General features: G+C 63.6%; 18 protein-coding genes. 6 read left to right on the top strand and 12 right to left on the bottom strand.

Going from position 1 to position 21005, the window contains the following annotated elements; all coding sequences use genetic code 11:
- Window positions 1-25: 25 nt before the first annotated feature.
- Together P3T43_RS10600 and P3T43_RS10595 are read left to right on the top strand one after the other, a co-directional pair.
- Window positions 26-415, top strand: a complete 390-nt coding sequence (locus P3T43_RS10600) for a hypothetical protein (protein ID WP_429280991.1) — start codon at window positions 26-28, stop codon at window positions 413-415.
- A gap of 338 nt (window positions 416-753) precedes the next feature.
- Window positions 754-2400, top strand: coding sequence for an efflux transporter outer membrane subunit (locus tag P3T43_RS10595; RefSeq protein ID WP_429280990.1), 1647 nt, complete (start codon window positions 754-756; stop codon window positions 2398-2400).
- 161 nt (window positions 2401-2561) lie between these two features.
- Here the strand turns inward: P3T43_RS10595 and gspN are convergent, their stop codons facing one another.
- From gspN to gspG, 8 genes are all read right to left on the bottom strand, one after another.
- The gene (gene gspN / locus P3T43_RS10590; protein WP_429280989.1) at window positions 2562-3341 is read right to left on the bottom strand and encodes a type II secretion system protein N; all 780 of its coding nucleotides are present in this window, start codon (window positions 3339-3341) and stop codon (window positions 2562-2564) included.
- 22 nt (window positions 3342-3363) lie between these two features.
- On the bottom strand, window positions 3364-3867 hold the full coding sequence (gene gspM / locus P3T43_RS10585; protein ID WP_429280988.1) for a type II secretion system protein GspM: 504 nt from the start codon (window positions 3865-3867) through the stop codon (window positions 3364-3366).
- Window positions 3864-5243, bottom strand: coding sequence for a type II secretion system protein GspL (gspL, locus tag P3T43_RS10580; protein WP_429280987.1), 1380 nt, complete (start codon window positions 5241-5243; stop codon window positions 3864-3866). The genes gspM and gspL overlap by 4 nt, the downstream gene beginning before the upstream one ends.
- A 28-nt stretch (window positions 5244-5271) precedes the next feature.
- Complete coding sequence (gspK, locus tag P3T43_RS10575) at window positions 5272-6309, bottom strand: type II secretion system minor pseudopilin GspK (protein ID WP_429281032.1); 1038 nt, start codon at window positions 6307-6309, stop codon at window positions 5272-5274.
- Window positions 6310-7161: 852 nt separating this feature from the next.
- Window positions 7162-7839, bottom strand: a complete 678-nt coding sequence (locus tag P3T43_RS10570; protein ID WP_429280986.1) for a PulJ/GspJ family protein — start codon at window positions 7837-7839, stop codon at window positions 7162-7164.
- Window positions 7817-8236: a type II secretion system minor pseudopilin GspI gene (gene gspI / locus P3T43_RS10565; protein WP_429280985.1), complete on the bottom strand. Its 420-nt coding sequence runs from the start codon at window positions 8234-8236 to the stop codon at window positions 7817-7819. Before gspI ends, P3T43_RS10570 begins: the two co-directional genes overlap by 23 nt.
- Before the next feature lies 1 nt (window position 8237).
- Window positions 8238-8813 carry a GspH/FimT family pseudopilin gene (locus P3T43_RS10560; protein ID WP_429280984.1) on the bottom strand — a complete coding sequence of 192 codons (576 nt, stop codon included), beginning with the start codon at window positions 8811-8813 and terminating at the stop codon, window positions 8238-8240.
- Between the two features lie 45 nt (window positions 8814-8858).
- Entirely contained in the window at window positions 8859-9323 is a 465-nt protein-coding gene (gene gspG / locus P3T43_RS10555) for a type II secretion system major pseudopilin GspG (protein WP_429280983.1), read from the bottom strand.
- Between the two features lie 239 nt (window positions 9324-9562).
- Between gspG and P3T43_RS10550 the strand changes: the two genes are divergently transcribed.
- A complete protein-coding gene (locus P3T43_RS10550; RefSeq protein WP_429280982.1) occupies window positions 9563-9976 on the top strand; it encodes a type II secretion system protein N in 414 nt (137 codons plus the stop codon).
- Window positions 9977-10053: 77 nt separating this feature from the next.
- On the opposite strand, the gene gspF is transcribed toward P3T43_RS10550, so the two are convergent.
- From gspF to gspD, 3 genes are read right to left on the bottom strand one after another with little or no spacing between them, the layout of a single operon-like run.
- Entirely contained in the window at window positions 10054-11271 is a 1218-nt protein-coding gene (gene gspF, locus P3T43_RS10545; RefSeq protein WP_074301202.1) for a type II secretion system inner membrane protein GspF, read from the bottom strand.
- A gap of 4 nt (window positions 11272-11275) precedes the next feature.
- Window positions 11276-12832: a type II secretion system ATPase GspE gene (gspE, locus tag P3T43_RS10540; protein ID WP_429280981.1), complete on the bottom strand. Its 1557-nt coding sequence runs from the start codon at window positions 12830-12832 to the stop codon at window positions 11276-11278.
- Window positions 12829-15162 carry a type II secretion system secretin GspD gene (gspD, locus tag P3T43_RS10535; RefSeq protein WP_429280980.1) on the bottom strand — a complete coding sequence of 778 codons (2334 nt, stop codon included), beginning with the start codon at window positions 15160-15162 and terminating at the stop codon, window positions 12829-12831. The genes gspE and gspD overlap by 4 nt, the downstream gene beginning before the upstream one ends.
- A 518-nt stretch (window positions 15163-15680) precedes the next feature.
- On the opposite strand from gspD, the gene P3T43_RS10530 reads away from it, so the two are divergent.
- Entirely contained in the window at window positions 15681-16127 is a 447-nt protein-coding gene (locus P3T43_RS10530; RefSeq protein ID WP_429280979.1) for a lytic transglycosylase domain-containing protein, read from the top strand.
- Window positions 16128-16264: 137 nt separating this feature from the next.
- Complete coding sequence (locus tag P3T43_RS10525; RefSeq protein WP_429280978.1) at window positions 16265-17554, top strand: GTP-binding protein; 1290 nt, start codon at window positions 16265-16267, stop codon at window positions 17552-17554.
- A gap of 122 nt (window positions 17555-17676) precedes the next feature.
- Here the strand turns inward: P3T43_RS10525 and P3T43_RS10520 are convergent, their stop codons facing one another.
- Window positions 17677-17955, bottom strand: a complete 279-nt coding sequence (locus tag P3T43_RS10520) for an HU family DNA-binding protein (RefSeq protein WP_074262967.1) — start codon at window positions 17953-17955, stop codon at window positions 17677-17679.
- Between the two features lie 424 nt (window positions 17956-18379).
- Between P3T43_RS10520 and mnmC the strand changes: the two genes are divergently transcribed.
- Window positions 18380-20347: a bifunctional tRNA (5-methylaminomethyl-2-thiouridine)(34)-methyltransferase MnmD/FAD-dependent 5-carboxymethylaminomethyl-2-thiouridine(34) oxidoreductase MnmC gene (gene mnmC, locus P3T43_RS10515; protein WP_429280977.1), complete on the top strand. Its 1968-nt coding sequence runs from the start codon at window positions 18380-18382 to the stop codon at window positions 20345-20347.
- Window positions 20348-21005: the final 658 nt, after the last annotated feature.

Here is a 21005-nt window from a genome sequence, read left to right as displayed (position 1 = left end):
TGGCGGTGCGTAGAGGATTTCCATCATGCTGTACCTGAAAAACACCCTGGGTGGCCTGAGCCGCTCGCTACACGATTCCGCACTGCAAACCTTCCACGGGCCGTACCGCTGGTTGAAACTGGCGCTGTACGTGGTCATGTTTGTGCTGCCGGGGGGATCGCTAGGGGTGATGTTCTTTGCGTGGCTCGATCACCGCCGCAATGCCCGTGCTACGGGGACGGCTTCGGCCGCCGCTCCGCTGACGCTGCCCGCTAACGCGAGGGCGAGTGCGCTCAAGGCCGCCGCAAAGCCGGTTGCGCAACCTGCGGCACTGGGCGTTGCCACCGCTTGCCAGCCGCGCGCCGAAGCGCCGGCATGTCGCGCAGCCGCCGGCAAACAGGCCCGCCAAACGCCTGCGGCCGAACTGCGCTGCTAACGCGAGGGCGCGCCATCCGGCCGCCCGTCCCTGATTTCCTGCCGCGCCCGTAGCCCCATGCCACAGCGTTCCAACGCGTCGCAAACGTGACGTCGTAATCGCACGTAACCGTCGCCACCGCGCGAGTTACACACCCGCATCGCGCCCTGCATTAACCTTTCGGTTTTCTGCCTCATCGGCATCGCGTACGCTACCATTCTGGATCGTCGCGACGTCCTCTGTCCCATTGCCATGCTGGCGCCTGGAGGGGCGGTGGCCTGCCGATCTTTTCCGAGGCTCGCGCCAACAGCGTGGACGCCGGGGAACTTGCCTCGGCCGAATCGACAGGAATCCATAGCATGCAGTTTGACCGACGCTCGCACGCGCAATCCGCTACACCGCGCGCCTTGACCCTCGCTGTAGCCGCAGCGCTCGGCATCGTCCTGACCGGCTGCGCGGTCGGCCCGGACTATAAAACGCCCACGACCCAGATGCCGGCCTCCTACAAGGAAGCGGCGCCCGGCTGGAAGGTTGCACAACCGTCCGATCAGCATGAGCGCGGTCAATGGTGGGCGATTTACGACGACCCGCAACTCAACGCGCTCGAAGACAAGCTGAACGCCTCGAACCAGACCATCGCCCAATATGCCGGCGCGTACCGGCAGGCTCGTGCGCTGGTCGGTGAAGCGCGTGCCGCGTATTTTCCGGTGATCAGCGGCTCGGCCGGCATGACCCGTTCGGGCAATGGCACCTCGGCGACCGCGAGCAGCATGTCGGGCGCTCGCGCCAACGTCAACAACAGCTACAACGTGTCGCTCGACGCAAGCTGGGAGCCGGATCTGTGGGGCAAGGTCAGCCGCACGGTGGGTGCTCAGGAGGCAAGCCAGCTGGGCGCCGCGGCCACGCTCGCCAACGCGCGTTTATCCGCGCAAGGCACGCTCGCGCAAACCTACTTCTCGCTGCGCTCGCTCGATTCCATGCAGAAGCTGCTCGACGATACGGTGCTTGCCTACGGGAAGTCTCTCAAGCTCACGCAAAATCAGTACGCACAAGGCGTCGCCGCCCGCTCCGATGTCGTGCAGGCGCAGTCGCAGTTGCAATCGGCGCAGGCCGCCGCCATCGACAATGGCATCGCCCGCGCCCAGGACGAGCATGCGATTGCCGTGCTGGTCGGCGAACCGGCCTCGACCTTCTCGATCCCGCCGTCGCCGCTCACCGCGACGCCCCCCGACGTGCCGGCACAGATGCCGTCCGCGCTGCTCGAGCGGCGCCCCGACATCGCGGCCGCCGAGCGCGCCGCCAAGGCCGCGAACGAACAGATCGGCGTCGCCATCGCGGCGTTCTTCCCGACGCTCACGCTGTCGGCGGGCGGCGGCTACCAGAACTCCGTGCTTTCGCAACTGCTCACCGCGCCGGCGCGCTTCTGGACGCTCGGTCCGCAACTCGCCGGCACGATCTTCGACGGCGGCTTGCGCTCCGCGCAAACCGAAGCGGCTCGCGCAAGCTACGACCAGGATGTCGCGGTCTATCGCCAGACGGTGCTCGCGGCGTTCCAGGACGTCGAAGATAACCTCGCGTCACAGCGCATTCTCGGCCAGGAAATCGGCGTGCAGCAGGAAGCCGTCGCTTCCGCTCAACAGGCGCTGGATATCGTCACGAACCAGTACAAGTCAGGCACGGTCGCCTATCTCAGCGTGCTGACGGCGCAGACCACCGCGTTTACCGCCGAGCAGAAGCTCGCCAGTCTGGCGGGTCAACGCATGGTCTCGTCCGTGGGCCTCGTGAAGGCGCTCGGCGGCGGCTGGGACGTCTCGCAGATGGCTCGCGAAAGCGGTACGGTGGCCGCACCGGCAGCGGTTGCATCGGGTCCGTCCGCGGCGGCGATTGTCCCGGCTGTAGCGGGAGCGTCTGCTGCGGTGATTGGGTCAGCTGCATTGCGACCGTCTACCGCAGCGAATACACCCGCAGCACCAGTCGTCGCGCAAAAGGTGCCGACTGTCGAGTAGCCGAGGGTTCTTCAGAGCAACGGAGCATTTTTACGCCTGGCTGAGGACGGCCAAACGAGAGACAAGCAAAAGGGGCATGGCCGCGACGCGGTCATGCCCCTTTGTCATTGGCTTGCGTTGCGCCATCCTAGGCGCCGCGCAGCGGCGTCAATGAACGAGCTTCAGTGAACGAAGGTGAGCGCCACCGTGTTCGGCCCGCTCGGCCGTCCAAGCAGGTTCAAGAGGCCCGCGAGGTTATCCCGTGCTTCGGGCGCCGCGCTCGCCGTGCCGTTGAACGAGGTCGCGCCCGCACCCACGACACCGTGCCCGTTCAGCATCAATGGCCCTTTCAGCGTGGCGAGGTCGATCGTCGAATTGCTGCCTTGCGCCTGGATCACCACCCGGTAAGATCCCAGCGGCTTGATGAGGGACACCCGCGAACTCGCGTCGGCGAACGTCACCGTCAGTTGTCCGAACGCTTCACTGCCGAAGCTGCGCCAGTCGCTCCATGCGAGTTGCACGTTGCCCTGCAGATCGAGCGTGTTGAACGGCGCACCCAGACCGCTGAGCAAGGACGCCGGTACGGCAATCGCGCCTTGCGACAGGATTGCGCCACGCCGCGTGGCGTCGACGGTGATGGGATCGGGCATCGCCTCGCTTTGCAGCATCGTCATGCGCACACGGCCGGTGAAGAGCGGCCAGAAGGCGGTGTGCCAAACAATGCGGCCCGGCAGCAGCGTCGCCGCGCTGGTGTCCGAACCAGCTGCCAGCATCAGCGTGGCGGAGCCATGCCACAGCGAGCCCGCCGGATCGACGAGATTCACATGTCCGCCGCTCGCCTTCGTGAATTGCGGCGTGATCCATGCCGCGGGCAATAGCACCAGCAACACCGCAGCGTTCGACAACACCGCGACCAGTATCCACGGCAGGGCAGCGCGCAGGCGCCGCATCCAGTAATTCATGCGAGATCCTGTGGCAGCCGCGTCATTTAGCGGTTGACGGTTGCAGCGAAGCGGTCAGGTCGACCTGTCCATCGTCCTTAAGCGCCGTCACGTGCGCTTCGGCGACCTGCACCTTGAACTGCCGGCGCACGTCGTCGACCCACGCGGTCCACGCGGGAAACGACGCGTTCTTCAACTGGATCTGCACTGCATTGCCGAGCAGCTGCACCTGAAGCGGCACGATGCCGTGCTCCGTCAGCGACGCATTGAGCGCGTCCTTCAGCGCTCCGCCCGTGGGCGCCACGCCCTGGGCCGCCGCCGACAACCGGCGCGCCTCGTCGGCCTGCGCGTTCATCTGCGCAAGCTGACGCTGCATGGCCGGCAGCGTGTCACGCAGATGCGCGCGGCCTTCCTGGGCCGGAGCCCACAAGACTGACCACGCAATCACCACGGCCAATACGGCGCCGCCCCACAGCAGCAGGGTTTTCTCGCGCTCGGTGCGCCCGTCCCAGAAGCCGGCCCATGCTTGAGCAAGTTCAGATTTCATTGTCCGCTCCTGATAGTCCACTTGCCGGTACTGCTGTCGATCCCGCCGCTCAGGCCGTTGACAGACAGACGTTGCGAGAGACCGGCATCGACCTTGATCTCGGGCTTGAACGTGATGTCGAGACGCCGGTCGTGATAATCGAGCGCCGCAATGCCGTTGACGGGCACAGGTCCTAGCGAGCGCGCCAGTCCCGCTGCGAGCGAGAGAAAATCGTCCGGCGACAGCTCACCGGCGGCTACACGCAACTGCTGCATCTGGCGCGACATCTGATCGGGCGCATCGAGTACGACGGTGGTCTTCGGGAACGTGTTGAGCAGCAACTCGGTCATCTGCGTGTTGATCGCGTCGCGCTGATGGGCGAGCATGATCCATTGCACGTTCGCGCCGATGATGGCGGCCAGCAGCGCACCCACCGCCAGCAACGCAGGCAGACGCAAGCGCCGCAGCGTCGCGCGGTCGAGGCGCCACGGCTGGGTGGCGAACTCGAACTGGCACAGATCGAAGCGGCATTCGAGCGCGCGGCGCGCGAGCTGTTCGAACGGCAACGGTCGCGTGCCGGCCACCTGGGCAGCAAGCTTCGCCTGCGCGCTCGAACCCATGCCGGGTTCGTTGCCGGGTACTTCAGTGAGCAGATAAAGCGAGACGGGGGCGTCGCCCGAGAGCGCCGCGAGCGTCGCGTTCACCGCACTGGCGGGCACCGCAAGCCCTTCGCCCTGGATGCCGCGCGCAATCGCAAGCTCCACCCGGGTCGTGCTGGAATCTGACGCGATCTCCGCCAGCAGCGAGGGAGCGGTCGATACCACCGTGCCCAGCACAGCCGCAATGACTGGCGACGGCGGTGCGATCGGCAAGCCAGCCGCGAGTTTCGCCGCCACGGCGGGTTTCACGACGTCAGACGCTGACTCGGCGTCTTCCAGCGGCGCGGCGCTTGCCGGCGGCGCCGGCAGACAACGCGTCACCGGCACGGCGCGGACACTTCGATGGCCGGCCGCGGCGAAGGCTTCGCAGATGAAGCGGAACCAGCCGCGATCGACGATCGCGAGCAGGTGCCGGCCTTTACCGAGCGGCTGTGGATCGAGCGCGATATGACAGGTCTGCGGATCCTGAATCAGCTGATCTTCGACGATGTTCGGCAATGCCTGACGCAGACGCGGGCCTTTCAGCGGCGGCAGCGTCGCGGGCATCATGAGGAGATCGCGCGCGGCGACCATCAGGACCGTCGACGCGGCGCGCGGCAGCAGCGCGAGAGCCGAACGACCGGTGCGTTGCGTGCGGCCCGACTTGTCGAGCAACACGAACGGCAACTCCGGCAGTTGCCATTCCTGCGATGGCACCGCCGGGTCACGCGGCGGCAAAAGGACGATCAGCGTGCTCAAAGGCCACTCTCTCCGGGATAAGCGTTGTTCATAATTGATCTTGTACGCGCACGATGCGGGTGGTGTGTGTCAGCGGATCGCGAAAGACGAGGGTGGTGCGGTCCACTTCCGCGCGTTCGTGATCGACGCGGCCGTGGATATAAAAGTAACTGGTCGTGACGTCGAACAGGCTGGGATCGATCGCGATCTGCGTGACGCCCGCGCCCTGCAAGGCCAACTGTACATCGCCGACGTTGTGAAAGAACACGGTCTGGCGACGCGCGACGAACGCCTGCGCATTCGACAGACTCATGCCCGGCACGACGGCGGCGATGACTTCCGCGGGCGCGGTATTCATGTTGACTGCCGTGTTGGTGGGCAGATACGTCACGAACGGCCGCAGACGGGCGATCATCTCGGGCGTAAAACCGGGCACATCGAGGAGCGAATCGACGCGGGTCATTTGCAGCGGCGTGACACCGTGGGTGTCGTCATCGTCGCTGATGCCGGGTTTATCGGTGAAGGTGGTACCGCCCGTTGCACCGCCGACGGGCGTGGCGGAGCCGCCGGCCGTGGTGGTCTGACTCTGGAAGCGCGTGGCGGAATGATTGAGGCCATTGCGCAGCTGGACGGCGGCGCTCTGGGCCAGCTGACCGCTGAGACCGAGTTCGACGAGCAGGCGCTGGAATGCCGCGATCTGTTCCACGTTCAATTGCAGGATGCCTGGGACGGGGCTTGAAACCAGGTTGCGCAGGTTGAATTTGCTTTGTGCGTCTTCTATTGAGCCTGACAGATAGGTTGCTGCGCCTTCTGATGCTCTGACTTCGCCGATCTGGCCGAGGAAATCCGATAGACGTGTTTTGGCGATGGGGACGCCCCAGACGCCGCCCAGATAGGTGATTCCTGCGGAGGTGTCGCCTTCGGATCGCAGGATCAGGCGCGTCCAGTCCAGCGCGCCTCTTGAGATCCATTGAGCCTGGGAGAGGAGGCGCTGGTTTTCTATCCTTCGGATTTGGACCTGCTGGCGCCAAAGGATGCCCGATACCAGGATTGCCGATAGGGCTACCACGAGGAGGGCGCTGATGATGGCTACGCCGGTTTGGGGTTTCGCCTTTGTTTTTGGTTTTGCTTTTTGGTTTTGGTTTTGGTTTTGGTTGCCTACGGCGTTTCGCGGTGCTCCTGCGGCATTGGCCTTTCCTTGTTTTGCTTTTGGATTGCCTACGGCGTTTGGCTGTGTTCCTGCGGCGTTGGCCTTTCCTTGTTTTGTTAGCGGTCTATTAGCTTCGCCCCTGTGCGGGGCAGCACTCACTTTCTTTGCCGCCGCAAAGAAAGTAAGCAAAGAAAGCGGGCTCACACCGCCAGCCTGTAGGTGTCCACCTCTCAAAGCACCACGCAGTGGTCCGAAGACAAGACCCGCCCCCGCATTTCCCCCGCTCGTGACAAAGCACTCATCCATCCCGCCCACGCACTCCGTGCATGGCGGTCGGGCATAACGCCCGGTGGATTGCGGGAATTCCGCGGTCTGCGTGGTTTGCGTGAGTTGCGTGGTGTGTGGATGAACCTGACGGCGGGGCGCGACGCGCCACGCTGGAGCGGATGAGTGCTTTGTCACTGAGGGGTGGGGTGCGAGGGCGGGTCTTGTGTTGGGCCGTTTCCGGTTCAGGGGGAGAGATGGCTCGCTACGAGCTGGCGGTGTGAGCCCGCTTTCTTTGCTTACTTTCTTTGCTGCTGCAAAGAAAGTGAGTGCTGCCCCGCACAGGGGCGAAGCGAATAGACCGAAAACAAAGCAAGGAAAGGCCAACACCGCAAGAGCACCGCCAAACGCCGTAGGCAACCCAAACCCAAAACCAAAACCAAAAACCAACCCCAAAGCCTGCGCAGCAAAAATAGCATGAGCCAACCCATCCCCCGGCGGTAGCAAAAAAGCAAAACTCACCAATTACTCTCCGACGAGAAAAACCCTGGTAACCGGCCGCGCCAGCGAAGTCGCCCCAACCACCACCTCGAGCCCGGTGACAGACCGCGGCAGCGGAGCCCCCCCCAGCTGGGGCACCTTAAGGTTGTTGTCGGCTTCGGTAATCGCCCCCTGCACATCCTTCATCTGCGTCGTCCAACCCACCTTCGGCACATACAGCCGCGCATCGATCGAGCCGACTCCACCCATCAACGGCACCGCGCTCCATCCCTCTGTTTCACCGCCCCGCAGCGCCCCTTGCAACTCGCCCACATTGGCCAGCGGCGGCGAGGCATACCTGATCACCCGTCCATCCGCCACCCGGTAACGCACCACTTGCAGACGCGGTGCCGTCTCCGGCAAATCGAGTTCACGCACGATCTGCAGCACATTGCCGCTCACCGATATCGCCGCCTGCCCAGTCTCGTCATCGGTCGCCGCCTGGCGCGCATCAATACGCATCTGGTCGAACAGCTGCGCAAACACACGCTCGTCTTCCATCGCGTTCGTAATCGTCTGCCGCCCGCGGATGATCTGGTCCAGTCCGCGCCACGACAACACCGCGATCACCGCCAGAATCGCAATGGCAACCAGCAACTCGATCAGCGTAAATCCCCGCGACAGCCCGCGGCCGCGACGGTCAAAGCGAACGGTTCGTTTCATTCGCCACCACCGTCACCATCTGGGCAAGATTGCCGGCGCGGCCCGGTGTCGTCACCAACACTTCGACGCGACGGAACACCGGATTCGGCGTCGCCGTCACCTGCTCCGTACAAAGCATCTGCAAATTCCCCTGCGAACAGTCGAAACTGCTCGATCCCACCTCCGGCCAGCTATGCGCAAGCTTCAACTGCGCGAGCGTATTGTCGGCACTCCAGCCCGCCAGCAAGCGCTGATGCAACTCGACTTCGCTGCTCGCCAGATTGCCCACCGCACGCAGCGACGCCGCCAGCGCCACCGCGATGATCGCCAGCGCGACCAGCACTTCGATCATCGTGAAGCCGCCTTGCCCACGCCGGCATGCTGGCACGTACTGGTCACTCCCCGTTCGACCGCCCATATCAACGCACCTCATAGCGGCCATTGCCCAACCCGACGATGCGCGCCGAGCCCCCGGCGGAAAACAGCGTGACCTGCACCGGTGCATCGATACTCTCCGTGCCGAACACCACCCGCGACGGATGCCCATCCGAGCCCGGATAGTCGATCGTCACACTCGTCACCCCGCCTTCCCAGCGACGCGGCCCAAGCAGGTCGTCGCGCAGCGGACGCCAGCCATCGTCGGTATGCATGTCGAAGCGAAAGCCGCCGTCCAACGGCTGCCACGCGATTGGCCGTGCCCGCACCTGCGCCTCGTCACCCGCCGATTCGAACAGCAGTGCCAAACGTTGCGCCTCTTCGTTGAGGTCCGTGCGCGGATTACGCGTCATGGCGATTGACGCCAGCGACACCAGCAGTCCCGCAATCACCAGCACCACCAGCATTTCGAGCAACGTAAAACCCGTCTGCCGTCGCACGCGCCGGCGCTCGTCGAACGTCAGCGCCGCAGGTTGCCGCGGCGTACGTGCAGCCTCGGCGCAGGGCAGCAACGCCGCACGCGCAGGGGCTACACGAGACTTGCCATCGGACGGGGACATGGTGCCGGCGGTCAGCGAGGATGCGTGCAAAAAGCGCTCAACAGGTTATTGCCACGAGCCTATGTCGGCGTCGTTGCCTTCGCCGCCCGGTTTGCCGTCGGCGCCGTAACTGAATACGTCGATCTCACCGTGCACGCCCGGGTTAAGGTACTGATACGCATTGCCCCACGGATCGTTCGGCAGACGCTCGAGATAACCGCCGTCCTTCCAGTTGTTCGGCACCGGATCCGTACTGGGTTTTTCAACCAGCGCGCGCAGCCCCTGGTCCTGGCTCGGATAGCGGCCGTTGTCGAGACGGTACAGCTTCATGGCCTGCATGATCGTGCCGATATCCTGCTTCGCGGCGACACGCCGTGCCTCGTCAGGACGGCTCATGATCTTCGGCACGATCAGCGCGGCGAGAATGCCGAGAATCGCGATCACCACCATGATTTCGATCAGCGTAAAACCGCGTTGGCGACGGTTGCCCAGACCCGCGATTTCCGTGCGACGAGTGCTCCACATTTGCATAGCTTGCTACCTCTTTCAGGAAGATTTTTCGACTTTGGCGGGCCTCGCGCGGGCTTCGCCCACTGCGCGATCTAACACGCCCGATTGGTCATTCTAATGTCACGCACTTGCAGGCTTGCGAGAAAACGCCGGGCCGCCCCAGCTTGCTCGCGTTCCCTCGGGGAAAGCTGGCGCAAAGCGTCGGGTAAGAGGCATTTTCCTCCACCGCAAATTTCACAATACTCCGTACAATGATGTGCATGAACGCCATCCAAATCCGCCTTCTGTCGCTCGCGCTGTTTGCCGTGTTCTGCGCGACGCTGACCTACTGGGTTGTTACGCTCACCGCGCTGCGCGGCGAACCGACACCGGCCGCAGCCGTGCGCGCGCCCGTCTCGGTCGACCAGGCCGCCACGCTGTTCGGCGGTCAACTCCAGCGCACCGCCAACCAGGACGTGCGCCTGTTCGGCATCCTCTCGCTGCAGGAAGGCGGCGCTGCGATCATCAGCGCGGGTGGCGAAGCGCCGCGCGCCGTGTCGCTCGGCAGCGCCATCATGCAAGGCGCCAAGCTCTATGAAGTCCGCCCCCGCTCAATCATCATCGACCGCAACGGCGTCCGCTCCGAAGTGTTTCTGCCCAACAATCCGGCCGGCCCAACCATCTACGTGCGCTGAGCAAGACCGCTTGAGTTGCTGCCACCGTCATCGGTGGCGCGCTCCTATCGCGACTACGCTTCGCACTCAGCCGCGCTTTATTGCACCAGGTTGTTCAATTCGATGATCGGCAGCATCACCGCCAGCACGATCACCAGCACCACACCGCCCATCGCCAGAATCAGCAACGGCTCCAGCAAGCTCGTCAGGAACATGGTGCGCCGTTCCAGTTCGTTGGCTTCTCCTTCGGCCGCGCGATCGAGCATCGTCGTCACGTCGCCGGTCGCTTCGCCCGAGCGGATCAGGTGCACCAGCACCGGCGGAAACGTCTTCGTATTGCCCAGTGCGCGCGATAACGACGTGCCCTCGCGTACCCGTACGATGGCGTCGTCGATGTTGTCGCGCATGGCGCGGTTACTCAGTGTTTCGCTGGCTGCCTGCAACGCGCGCAGGATCGGCACGCCGGCTGCGGTCAGAATGCCGAGCGTGCTGGCAAAGCGCACCGTGTTGTAGCCGCGCACCAGTTTGCCGAGCAGCGGGGCGGTCAGGAGCCAACGGTCGAACGCGAGACGCGGGCCGGGCTGCGCGAGAATCGAGCGCACGATATACGCCAGCAGCGCGACGCCAATCAGCATGGCCCACCACCATTGCCGCACGAAGCCGGACAGCGCCATCATCATGATGGTGAGGAACGGCAACTGCTGCTTGGTGCTCGCGAATACGTTGACGACCTGCGGCACCACGTAACTCAGCAGGAACGTGACGATGCCGAAGGCGATGATCGTGACGATGGTCGGATAGGTGAACGCCAGCACGATCTTCTGCTTGAGCGCGTTGCGTTGCTCGATGTAGTCGGCAAGCCGCGAGAGCACCAGACCGAGCTTGCCGGTATGTTCGCCCGCCGCCACCAGCGCGCGGTAGATTTCCGGAAAGTCTTTGGGATGCTGTTGCAGCGCGTTGGCGAGTGAATGGCCGCCGAGCACTTCGGCGCGAATCGACGCCATCAGTTCGCGGATGTAGTCGCGCTCCGACTGTTCCGTGAGCACGGACAACGCCTCGTCGAGCGGCAGACCGGCAATCAGCAGGCTCGCCAACTGGCGCGTGAGGATGGCCTGCTCGCGTTGCGACAGCCGCCGTCCGAGCGAGAGGCGCTGATTGCGCTCGCCGCGCGTGCGGCTCGAAGCCGGTTCGACGACCAGCGGCGTCAGCCCCTGGCCACGCAGATGCGTGCGCGCACCCCGCGCGCTGTCCGCGTCGAGCACGCCTTTTTGCGCCTTGCCGGTCGCATCGATGGCTTCGAAACGAAATGCCGGCATGGGCTTATGCTCCGCCCGTCACGCGAATCACTTCTTCGAGCGAGGTCAGCCCCGAGTCGAGCCAGCGGTCGGCGTCTTCACGCAGCGTGCGCATGCCCTGCGAGCGGCCCGCCGAGAGAATTTCCGAATCCGCCGCATTACGGTGAACCAGCGTGCGGATCGAGTCGTCGATCAGCAGCAGTTCGTACACGCCGCGTCGCCCTGCATAACCCGACTGGCCGCATTTGTCGCAACCCACCGGATGCCATTGCACCCGGCCGTCGGCGTCGGTCCGCTGCTCACGGCATACCGGACACAATCTGCGCACCAGCCGCTGCGCCAGCACACCCAGCAACGACGAAGCCAGCAGATAAGGCTCGACGCCCATATCCGTCAGACGCGTGACCGCGGATGCCGCATCGTTGGTGTGCAACGTTGCCAGCACGAGGTGGCCGGTGAGCGACGCCTGCACGGCGATCTGCGCGGTCTCCAGATCGCGGATTTCGCCGATCATGATGATGTCCGGGTCCTGCCGCAGAATCGAGCGCAGCGCGCGGGCGAAGGTCATGCCGATGCGCTCGTTGACCTGCGTCTGGCCGATCCCCGACAGATCGTATTCGATCGGGTCTTCGACGGTCATGATGTTGGTCGTCGCGGTTTCGAGGCGCGACATCGCGGCGTACAGCGTGGTGGTCTTGCCCGAACCGGTCGGCCCCGTCACCAGCACGATGCCGTGCGGACGCCCGATCAGCTTGTCGAACTTCACGAGCGTGTCCGCGCCCATGCCGAGCGCTTCGAGATTCAGTCGCGACGCGTCTTTCTCGAGCAGACGCAGCACCGCGCGTTCACCATGCCCGGTCGGCAACGTGGAGACGCGCACGTCTACTGGCCGGCCGCCCACCCGCAACGTAATCCGGCCGTCTTGCGGCAGACGCTTTTCGGCGATATCGAGCTGCGCCATGATCTTGATCCGCGAGATCAGTGCGCCGTGCAGCGCCTTCTTCGGGCGCACCACGTCGCGCAGCGTGCCGTCGACGCGAAACCGCACCACCGACGCATTCTCGAACGGCTCGATGTGAATATCCGAAGCCTGTTCGCGCGTCGCCTGGGTGAGCAGCGCGTTGATCATGCGGATGATCGGCGCGTCGTCTTCCGATTCCAGCAGATCCTCGACCTCGGGAATCTCCTGCATCAGCCGCGAAAGATCGACTTCGCCTTCCACTTCACCCACCACCTGCGCCGCGCTGCCATCCTGGCGCGCATACGCCTGGTTGATCGCCAGCGCGAGTTCGTCCGCCGGCAAACGCACCACGGAGAGCACGCCAAAATTGCGCGCCACTTCGGCGAGCGCGGCATCGCTCGTGCGCTCGCTGATCCAGACTTCCAGCCCGTCGGCATGCTGTTGCGCCACCAGAATCTGGCCGCTGCGCGCAAACCCGTAGGGTACGAGCCGCGCGGCAATAGCCGATGGGGCGCTACGCTCGACATGCTCCGCTAAAGCCGCGGACGATGTCGCCGTGACGCCGGTTCGCGTCGCCGCCGACGGCGCAGACCCTGACGGCGGCGTGGACGGCATGCTCACGGCTGCACTCCGGGCGTTGTGGTGATCGGCGAGACGGTGACCGGGCTGCTCTGAACCGCACCGCCATTCGTGACCGGATTCGCCTGCGCCGGCGCGCCGTTGGTTGCCGGATTGGTCTGCACAGCGCCGCCGTTCATCACCGGCGCTGCCTGTTGCCGGCGCATCTGGTCGAGGTTGAACAGGTTCATGGCGGGCGCGCCCCCTTCAGCCGGGCCGAGCGGCATGGGCGGCATGACTGGATCGTCCTTGTCCTTGATCAGGTTGTTGTCCGACTTGTACGCGCCCTGCACGCCCTGAATGTAGTCGTAGCGGTTCGACGTCACTGCCTGTGCGGTATCGCGATCGTTGATGATCACGGGACGCAGGAACACCATCAGGTTGGTCTTGTTGCGAGTCTTCTGTTCCGAGCGGAACAACTGGCCGATCCAGGGAATGTCGCCCAGCAGCGGCACCTTGCTGTTGCTGACCTGATAGTTGTCCTGCATTAGGCCGCCCAGCACGATGATCTCGCCGTTATCCGCGAGCACGGTCGACTGGATCGAACGCTTGGTGAACTCCGGGCCCGCCGGGTTGGTCGCCGCATTGGTCGTGCCGGTCACGATCGCCGAGTCTTCCGTGTAAAGCTGCAGCTTGAGAATCCCGCCGTCGGTGATCTGCGGTTTGACGTGCAGCGTCAGACCCACGTCGACGCGGTCGTACGTGTTGAATGCCGCGCTCGTCGTGCCGCTCGTCAGGTTTGAATACGAACCCGTCTGGATCGGCACGTTGGTACCGACGACGATCTTGGCTTCCTCGTTGTCCAGCGTGATCAGGTTAGGTGTCGACAGCACGTTGGCGTCTGCTGTCTGCGACAGCGCCTGCAACAGCGCGCCGAGTCCCTGCACGCCGAAAATATTGTGCACCCAGCCGACATTGAGGCCCTGCTGGAGATTGTTGCTCACGAGTGCCGCAGGCAGACCGCCGACCGCCCCCGCCGTCAGGTTGATGATGCTGTTGCTGTTGCCGGTCGACAGGTTGGTGCCGGCAAGGACTGAGCCGCTCGCGACCTGCCACTGGATGCCGAGATTGGCATTCGTGTTCGAGTTCAGCTCGACGATCAGCGCCTCGATATAGACCTGGGCGCGTCGCGCGTCGAGCTGGTCGATGACTGCCCGCAGGTTGCGGTACACCGGCTCGGCCGCCGTGATGATGAGCGAGTTGGTCGCCGCATCGGCCTGGATCATGCCGCCCGGCTGGTTGTCGTCGCTCTTCTCTTTGTCATTGCCGATCGTGTCGCCGCCGGAATTGCCGTTCGCGCCCGAGCTTCCTCCGCCGCCGAGCGGCGACGCCATCGAGCCGCCGCCAAGTCCACCCGACGGCAACGGCGGCGTACCTGCCGCGCCGGTCGAGTTGCTGCCATACGAGCCGCTACCGCCGTTCTGGTTGAACGAGTTCGCGCTGTTCGAGCTGGCCGAGGAGCCCGAGTCGCCGCCTTTGCCGAGCATGCCGCGCAAGGTCTTGGCGAGCGTCGTCGCGTCCGCATTGCGCAGCGGCACGACGTGCATGTTGCCGGGGATGGCAGTCGGGCCGTCGAGCTGCTTCGCCAGTTCCTTCGCGGCCGCGAGCCGTGCACCGTTGGTGGCGCGGATCAGCAGCGAGTTGGTGCGCGGATCGGCGGTGATCGACACCTTCAGCGTGGCATCGGTGCTGCCGATCGCGCCGGGGTCGAGCATCTTGCTCAATTGCGGAGCGATATCGAGGGCGTTGGCGTTCTTCAGCGTCACCACCGACACCGACTGGCCCGCTGCCGTATCGACCCCCGCGATGATCTGCGCGATGCGCCGCACGTTGTCGGCGTAGTCGGTCACGACAATCGTGTTGTTGGCCGGGTAGGCCGCCACGGTGTTGTTCGGCGAGATCAGCGGACGCAGGACCGGCAGCAGGTTATTCGCCGATTCGTTCTTGAGCTGGAACACCTGCGTGATGATCTGGTCGCCGCGCGCGACCGGCGCGTTACCGACGTAGGTCGGCACGCCCTGCAGCTTGGCATCCGCCTCGGGCACCACCTTCAGCACGCCGTGATCCTGCACGAGCGCGAAGCCCTGCATCCGCAGCGCGGACTGCAAGGTCTTGAGCGCCTGATCTTCGGGCACCGGATTTTCGGAGACGAGGTTCAGCTGACCCTTCACGCGCGGGTCGACGATGATCGTTTTGCCGGTCGCGGCGCCAATCGCCTTGGCCACCTGATCGATGTCCGCGTTGACGAAGTTGAGTGTCACCTGAGCGTGTGCGATCTGCGCAGTGATCAGTCCAGCCACCAGCAGCGCCGTTGCGACGCGACGCAATGCCATACGATTTCTTCTCATGGAGTTCGTTGTCGATGCCGACCGCCCAGGCGACCGGCTGTCATGCGCAGCAAACACAGGTCAATCACGGCAGCGGTCCCCTCGGCTTGCTCACGCCCTACGGGCGCAGGCAACTCCGACTGCCTTCCGGCCTATGTCCGAAAAAATGAACAGTAACAGTTTTTCATGTCCGATTTGTCACAAAACAACGGCTTCGGTGTGATTACTCTAAATAGCTTCACAGACTGTCAAAATTTTGAAAGCTTGGACAAGAACGCTTGAGTCGGCTCGCGACGTCTGCCTTTTTGCTTGCTTCTGTCGGGTAGCCAACTTGACGCTCCAATGCCTGCCGGTATCATACGAGCCCATGAGCCTACCGGACGCATCTTGCCTGGGCGGGTTTTCCCCGATGTCCGCCACGGGCTCGGTGTTGGCGGGTCTGGAGTGCCCGGCAGGTCCATCCTACGCCGAGCCCAATGCCTTACCGGATCTTGGCTTCGTCAATTATTTAGTCATCTTGAGCGATGAAACAGGCCCTTCTGACAGTTGCCGCGGTAGTCGGTACGCTGCTCGCAGCGGGGCCGGCGCACGCCGACTGTTTTGACGAAGCGGCTCATTATCAGAAGGTCAATCCGCTGATTTTGCGGGCCATTGCCTGGCAGGAGTCGCACAACCGGCCCGACGCGTTGCATAAGAATGCAAACGGCTCGACCGACTACGGCTTGATGCAGATCAACTCGGTACATCTGCCTACGCTGGCTCAATACGGCATCTCGTCCGATACCTTGATGGAGCCGTGCAAGAACGTCTACATCGCCGCCTGGCATCTGCGCCAGCAAATGAACAAGTACGGTAACTCCTGGCAGGCGGTCGGTGCCTACCATTCGGAGACACCGGCGTTGCGTGACCAGTACGCGCAACAGATCGTCGCCATCCTGCGCAAATGGAACCTGATCAAGGCTTCGCGCTGAGCTTTCGCACGGCTGCGCGCTGAGCACTCAGGCACCCGGCGCGGCTTTGATGCACAATGCGGCTTCGTGCTGCCGAGGTTCTGGCGTCTCGCTGCGCACCCGGCACGCCTCCTAATTCTCTCCGTTTCCGTACTGCGATGAACCAGCCGACTCTGCCCGTCACCGTGCTCTCCGGTTTTCTGGGCGCCGGCAAGACCACGCTCCTGAACCATATTCTGGCCAACCGCGCGGGCCTGCGCGTCGCCGTGATCGTCAACGATCTGGCCGCCGTCAATATCGATGCGGCCCTCGTGCGCGATGCCGCGGCGCTGTCCCATATGGAAGAGCAGCTCGTCGAGATGTCGAACGGCTGCATCTGTTGCACGCTGCGCGACGACCTCCTGACTGAAATCCGCCGCCTTGCCGCCGAACAGCGCTTCGACGCGATCCTGATCGAGTCGACCGGCATTGCGGAACCGATGCCGATCGCCGAGACCTTCACCTTTGTCGACGACGACGGCCATTCGCTCTCGGACGTGGCGCGGCTCGACACGATGGTGACGGTGGTCGATGCCTTCAACTTCCTGCGCGACTACGGCTCCGCCGACGCCCTCGCCGAACGCGGTATTGCCGCGAGCGAAGCGGACGACCGCACGCTGGTCGAATTGCTGATCGAACAGATCGAGTTCTGCGACGTACTCGTCGTGAACAAGGCCGACCTCGTCAGCGCGGACGATCTCACCCGTTTGCAACGCATCCTCGCTCGCATCAATCCGCGTGCGGTGCAGGTTGTCAGCCGCTTTGGCGTCGTGCCGCTCGAGGAAGTGCTGCATACGAACCGCTTCGACTTCGACGAAGCGTCGAGCGCGCCGGGCTGGCTCGCCTCGCTGCATCACGAGCACGACCACAGCGGCGAGGCGGACGAGTTCGGCATCGGCAATTTCGTTTATCGAGCCCGCCGGCCGTTTCATCCGGAGCGTCTGTGGACACTGCTGCATGAAGAGTGGAAGGGCGTATTGCGCAGCAAAGGATTTTTCTGGCTCGCAACGCGCAACGACATTGCCGGTTCGCTCTCGCAAGCCGGCGGTGCTTGCCGTCATGGTCCGGCGGGGATGTGGTGGGCCGCCCAGGACCGCAGCGAATGGCCCGACGGCGACGACGAACTCGCCGCAGAAATCGCCGCCGACTGGCACGGTGATGCGGACGACTTCAGCATCGGCGACCGTCGTCAGGAACTGGTGATGATCGGCGTCGGCATCGATCCGGTTGTGTGGCGTGCGAAGTTCGACGCCTGCCTGTTAAGCGATGAGGAATATGCGCTGGGCCCGCAGGGCTGGTTGCAATTCAACGATCCGTTCCCGGCGTGGGACTTCGACAGCGAAGACGACCACGACCATCACCACGATCACGATCATGGCAGTGGCGAAATCCTGCATCACCATCACTGATTGCGCGTTGCCCGGCGGGTTGATCGCGCATCATGGCGTCGCGCTCGCGGCGCATCCAATCCAGCACGCGGACGAAAAAAAACCCGCCTGAGGCGGGTTTCACCAACGCAGCACCGATGTGCTTAGCGCTTGTTGACTGCGTCCTTGAACGCCTTGCCAGCCGTGAACTTGACGGTCTTGGCTGCCGGGATCTTGATGGTCTCGCCGGTCTTCGGGTTGCGACCCGTACGTGCTGCGCGCTTGCCCGAGCCAAAGCTACCAAAACCGATCAACTGGACCGCGTCACCCTTCGACACAGCCTTCTTGATCACTTCAAGCAACGTGTCCAGCGTTTCGCCGGTTTGAGCCTTGCTGGCGCCCGTCTGACCTGCGACGGCGTCGATCAGTTCCTGTTTGTTCATTAAGGTTCCTTTCTGGTTTAGGTTGACACGAACAGCGCGAACGCGCCGATTATACGTGCGCGGGCCGCGCCGTCGAGCAGCTACGGCTCCGGAGCCCTCCGGACAAACTCGCCGGGCAGATATCTGCGCGACGGCCGTGCTGCCGCTTCCCTTCGCGGCGCTTGCTATGATAGCGCAGCGCAAACCCAATCTGGACAAGGGTTTCGAAGATTTACGCGGTTGCTGGGCCCGCCCATTCACGAAATTACCATTTTTGCCATTCCTGGAATCGAAACCACCGTCTAACCAGGGCTTTACATGAGGCTGGCGTTGGTTTTTGCCAACGTTCCAGACGCCTTCTAGCCCATGGCGGTCCATTGCGCGACGGCCGGAGTGCCCCGTCCGGTAACGCTTAGCCCACTCGTCCGTAGGCTTTTTACCCCGCATGACCGAACCGCTGATCCCCGCCATCCTCGCGTTTCGCGATAACGGTACGCCGTTCTCGCCGCGCCACGACGACATCTATCACAGCGCCGTGGGCGGTCTCGCCCAGGCGGAATACGTCTTCCTGCAAGGCAACGGCCTGCCCGGTCGATGGCAGGGCAGACGCCTGTTCACCGTGCTCGAGACCGGCTTCGGGATGGGCATCAACTTCCTGATGACGTGGGCCGCCTGGCGCGCCGACCCGGCACGCTGCGAGCGGCTACATTTCGTATCGACAGAAAAACACCCGTTTACAAAGGCTGATTTACTAAACGCGTATGCCGCGACGCTTGCGGATGCATCAATTGTTTCCCTCGGTCAGACACTTGCCGACGCCTGGCCGATGCTCGTCCCCGGCACGCACCGGCTCGAATTCGAAGGCGGCCGCGTCACGCTGACACTCGTATTCGGCGACGCCGCCGACACCTTGCCGACTCTCTGGCTACGCGCCGACGCCTTTTATCTGGATGGTTTTGCGCCCGCGAAAAATCCCGAACTGTGGACGCCCACCATTTTCAAGGCGCTCGCCCGCCTCGCCGGCGAAGACGCCACGTTTTCGACCTATACCAGTGCCGGTGATGTAAAACGCGCTCTCACGCAAACCGGTTTTGAATATCGCAAGATCGAAGGCTTCGGCTGGAAACGCGCCATGCTGACGGGCCGCTTCGCGCCTCGCTGGCGGGTACGCAGGCATGAACCGCCCACGCCGCTCGCAGTGCGCGAACGGCACGCGGTCGTGATCGGGACGGGGCTGGCCGGCTGCGCGGTGATCGAGCGGCTCGCTGCGCGCGGCTGGCGCGTGACTTCGCTCGAACGGCATGCTGCACTCGCACGCGATGCGTCCGGCAATCCGGCTGGCGTGTTTCACCCGCTACTTTCCCGTGACGATGGCGTGGCTTCGCGCATCACACGCAGCGGTTTTCTCTACGCTTTGCAACGCTGGAACGCACTCGAACAGGCTGGACATAAAACTTTGCGTGGTTCGGAAGGACTCCTGCAACTCGCGTCGAGCGAAGAAGAAGCTAGCATGATGGCCGCTGCGCTGGCCAGGTTCGCCTATCCAGAGGAATACGTAATACCACTCGCGCGTGCCGAAGCAGAGAGGATTACGAAGTTTCCGTTGACGCAGGACGGTTGGCTCTTTCCGCACGGCGGCTGGATCGATCCGGCCTCGCTCTGCGCGGCGCAATGTGCCTCGGCCGGTGAGCGGCTCGAGCGGCGTTTTGGCGTGGAAGCTGCATGCGTCGAACGGATAGGCGATGAATGGAACGTGTTCGACGCTGACGGACATGTGCTGGCACGTGCGAGCGCCGTGATCTTTGCGAACGCGCACGATGCCGCGCGGCTCGCCGGATTGCGCTACGCGCCCACTCGCAGCGTGCGGGGTCAACTCACCTTGCTTCCTGCTGGCGGGTTGTCGTCGCTGGCATTGCCGGTGATCGGCGAAGGTTACGCCGTGCCGCTTCCCAACGGCATCACGCTAACCGGCGCGACCTACGATGTCGACGATCCCGAACGCGCGGTGCAAACCGCCGGCCACATCGAGAACCTGCAACGCCTCGCACACATGTTACCGGCACTCGCCAGTACGCTCGCTTCGCAGGATGCCGCGTCGCTCTCTGGACGCGTCGCGTTTCGCTGTGTGACGAGCGATCGTGTGCCGATGATTGGCGCGCTCGCCGACGAAGCCGCGGCCATCCACCAAAGCGAGCGCCTGCGCGGCGCATGGCCGCTCGATCTGCCGCGCGCGGAAGGCTTATATAGCGCCTTTGCATACGGCTCGCGCGGTCTCGTCTGGGCCGCATTAGGCGCAGAGCTCATTGCTTCGCAAATCGAGGGTGAACCGTGGCCCATCCCGCGGGACCTCGCCGAAGATCTCGACCCGGCCCGTTTCCTGTTGCGCGCATTGCGCCAGGGAACCGCTCGCTGATCCCGTGGCTTCCTCCGTGAACGGTGAAAAGTTATCCACGGCTTGGTGTGGATAACCCGGCTCAATGGAAGCGCAACACGTGTGGATGGGATGTGGACGTAAACGGGGTAACTTCGGCCCGCGTCAAAAACGCGAAAAGTTACCCACCGCGACCCGCCGCCAGCGCACACCCTGTGCAGCCGGTTGTGCGTTCGGTAAGGCACTGATCCCGTTAGGTAAACCCAAGTTATCCACAGAAATGGCCGATACTTGTTAACTGCTACTACGTATACATACGAGTAAACCAATAAACAGAAAGGCCATTGCGTAACGAAGGCGAACGACCCGACAAACGTGCTGACGAAACGCTCTGCAAGGCCCGGCAAAAAATTAGAAAGAACTCCAGCTATGGGTCCGCAACTGGAAAATGACGACCGCTTCGTCCGGTCGATTTTTCTTGTTCTTCCGCGAACCAGACTCATTTTTACCGCTTCCTCCGCTCATTCGAGCGTTTCCAATCGAGCCAGAAAAGCTATGGCACAATCGCCGTTCTTTCCGCGTCATGCCCCGTGTCAAACGGCGGACGCACTCATTGAACGGTGCCGGTCTATCAGACTCTGATTCAAGTCGACGGCGTTCCTTCACCCGTGCCGGGACCCATCGCTAGCGGCAGCCTGTG

The organism is Paraburkholderia sp. GAS41, assembly GCF_050436545.1.
Classification (GTDB): domain Bacteria; phylum Pseudomonadota; class Gammaproteobacteria; order Burkholderiales; family Burkholderiaceae; genus Paraburkholderia.
Note: the sequence above shows the minus strand (reverse complement) of the source record. Positions and strands in the feature narration are given on the sequence as shown.

What these genes read in the sequence shown, in the direction of transcription:
- P3T43_RS10595 (WP_429280990.1), top strand. Translation starts at nt 754, where the DNA reads ATGCAGTTTGACCGACGCTCGCACGCGCAATCCGCTACACCGCGCGCC.
- P3T43_RS10570 (WP_429280986.1), bottom strand. Translation starts at nt 7,839, where the DNA reads ATGAAACGAACCGTTCGCTTTGACCGTCGCGGCCGCGGGCTGTCGCGG.
- gspM (WP_429280988.1), bottom strand. Translation starts at nt 3,867, where the DNA reads ATGAAATCTGAACTTGCTCAAGCATGGGCCGGCTTCTGGGACGGGCGC.
- P3T43_RS10520 (WP_074262967.1), bottom strand. Translation starts at nt 17,955, where the DNA reads ATGAACAAACAGGAACTGATCGACGCCGTCGCAGGTCAGACGGGCGCC.
- mnmC (WP_429280977.1), top strand. Translation starts at nt 18,380, where the DNA reads ATGACCGAACCGCTGATCCCCGCCATCCTCGCGTTTCGCGATAACGGT.
- gspD (WP_429280980.1), bottom strand. Translation starts at nt 15,162, where the DNA reads ATGGCATTGCGTCGCGTCGCAACGGCGCTGCTGGTGGCTGGACTGATC.
- P3T43_RS10560 (WP_429280984.1), bottom strand. Translation starts at nt 8,813, where the DNA reads ATGTCCCCGTCCGATGGCAAGTCTCGTGTAGCCCCTGCGCGTGCGGCG.
- P3T43_RS10525 (WP_429280978.1), top strand. Translation starts at nt 16,265, where the DNA reads ATGAACCAGCCGACTCTGCCCGTCACCGTGCTCTCCGGTTTTCTGGGC.
- gspG (WP_429280983.1), bottom strand. Translation starts at nt 9,323, where the DNA reads ATGCAAATGTGGAGCACTCGTCGCACGGAAATCGCGGGTCTGGGCAAC.
- P3T43_RS10530 (WP_429280979.1), top strand. Translation starts at nt 15,681, where the DNA reads ATGAAACAGGCCCTTCTGACAGTTGCCGCGGTAGTCGGTACGCTGCTC.
- gspN (WP_429280989.1), bottom strand. Translation starts at nt 3,341, where the DNA reads ATGAATTACTGGATGCGGCGCCTGCGCGCTGCCCTGCCGTGGATACTG.
- P3T43_RS10600 (WP_429280991.1), top strand. Translation starts at nt 26, where the DNA reads ATGCTGTACCTGAAAAACACCCTGGGTGGCCTGAGCCGCTCGCTACAC.
- gspI (WP_429280985.1), bottom strand. Translation starts at nt 8,236, where the DNA reads ATGGGCGGTCGAACGGGGAGTGACCAGTACGTGCCAGCATGCCGGCGT.
- P3T43_RS10550 (WP_429280982.1), top strand. Translation starts at nt 9,563, where the DNA reads ATGAACGCCATCCAAATCCGCCTTCTGTCGCTCGCGCTGTTTGCCGTG.
- gspF (WP_074301202.1), bottom strand. Translation starts at nt 11,271, where the DNA reads ATGCCGGCATTTCGTTTCGAAGCCATCGATGCGACCGGCAAGGCGCAA.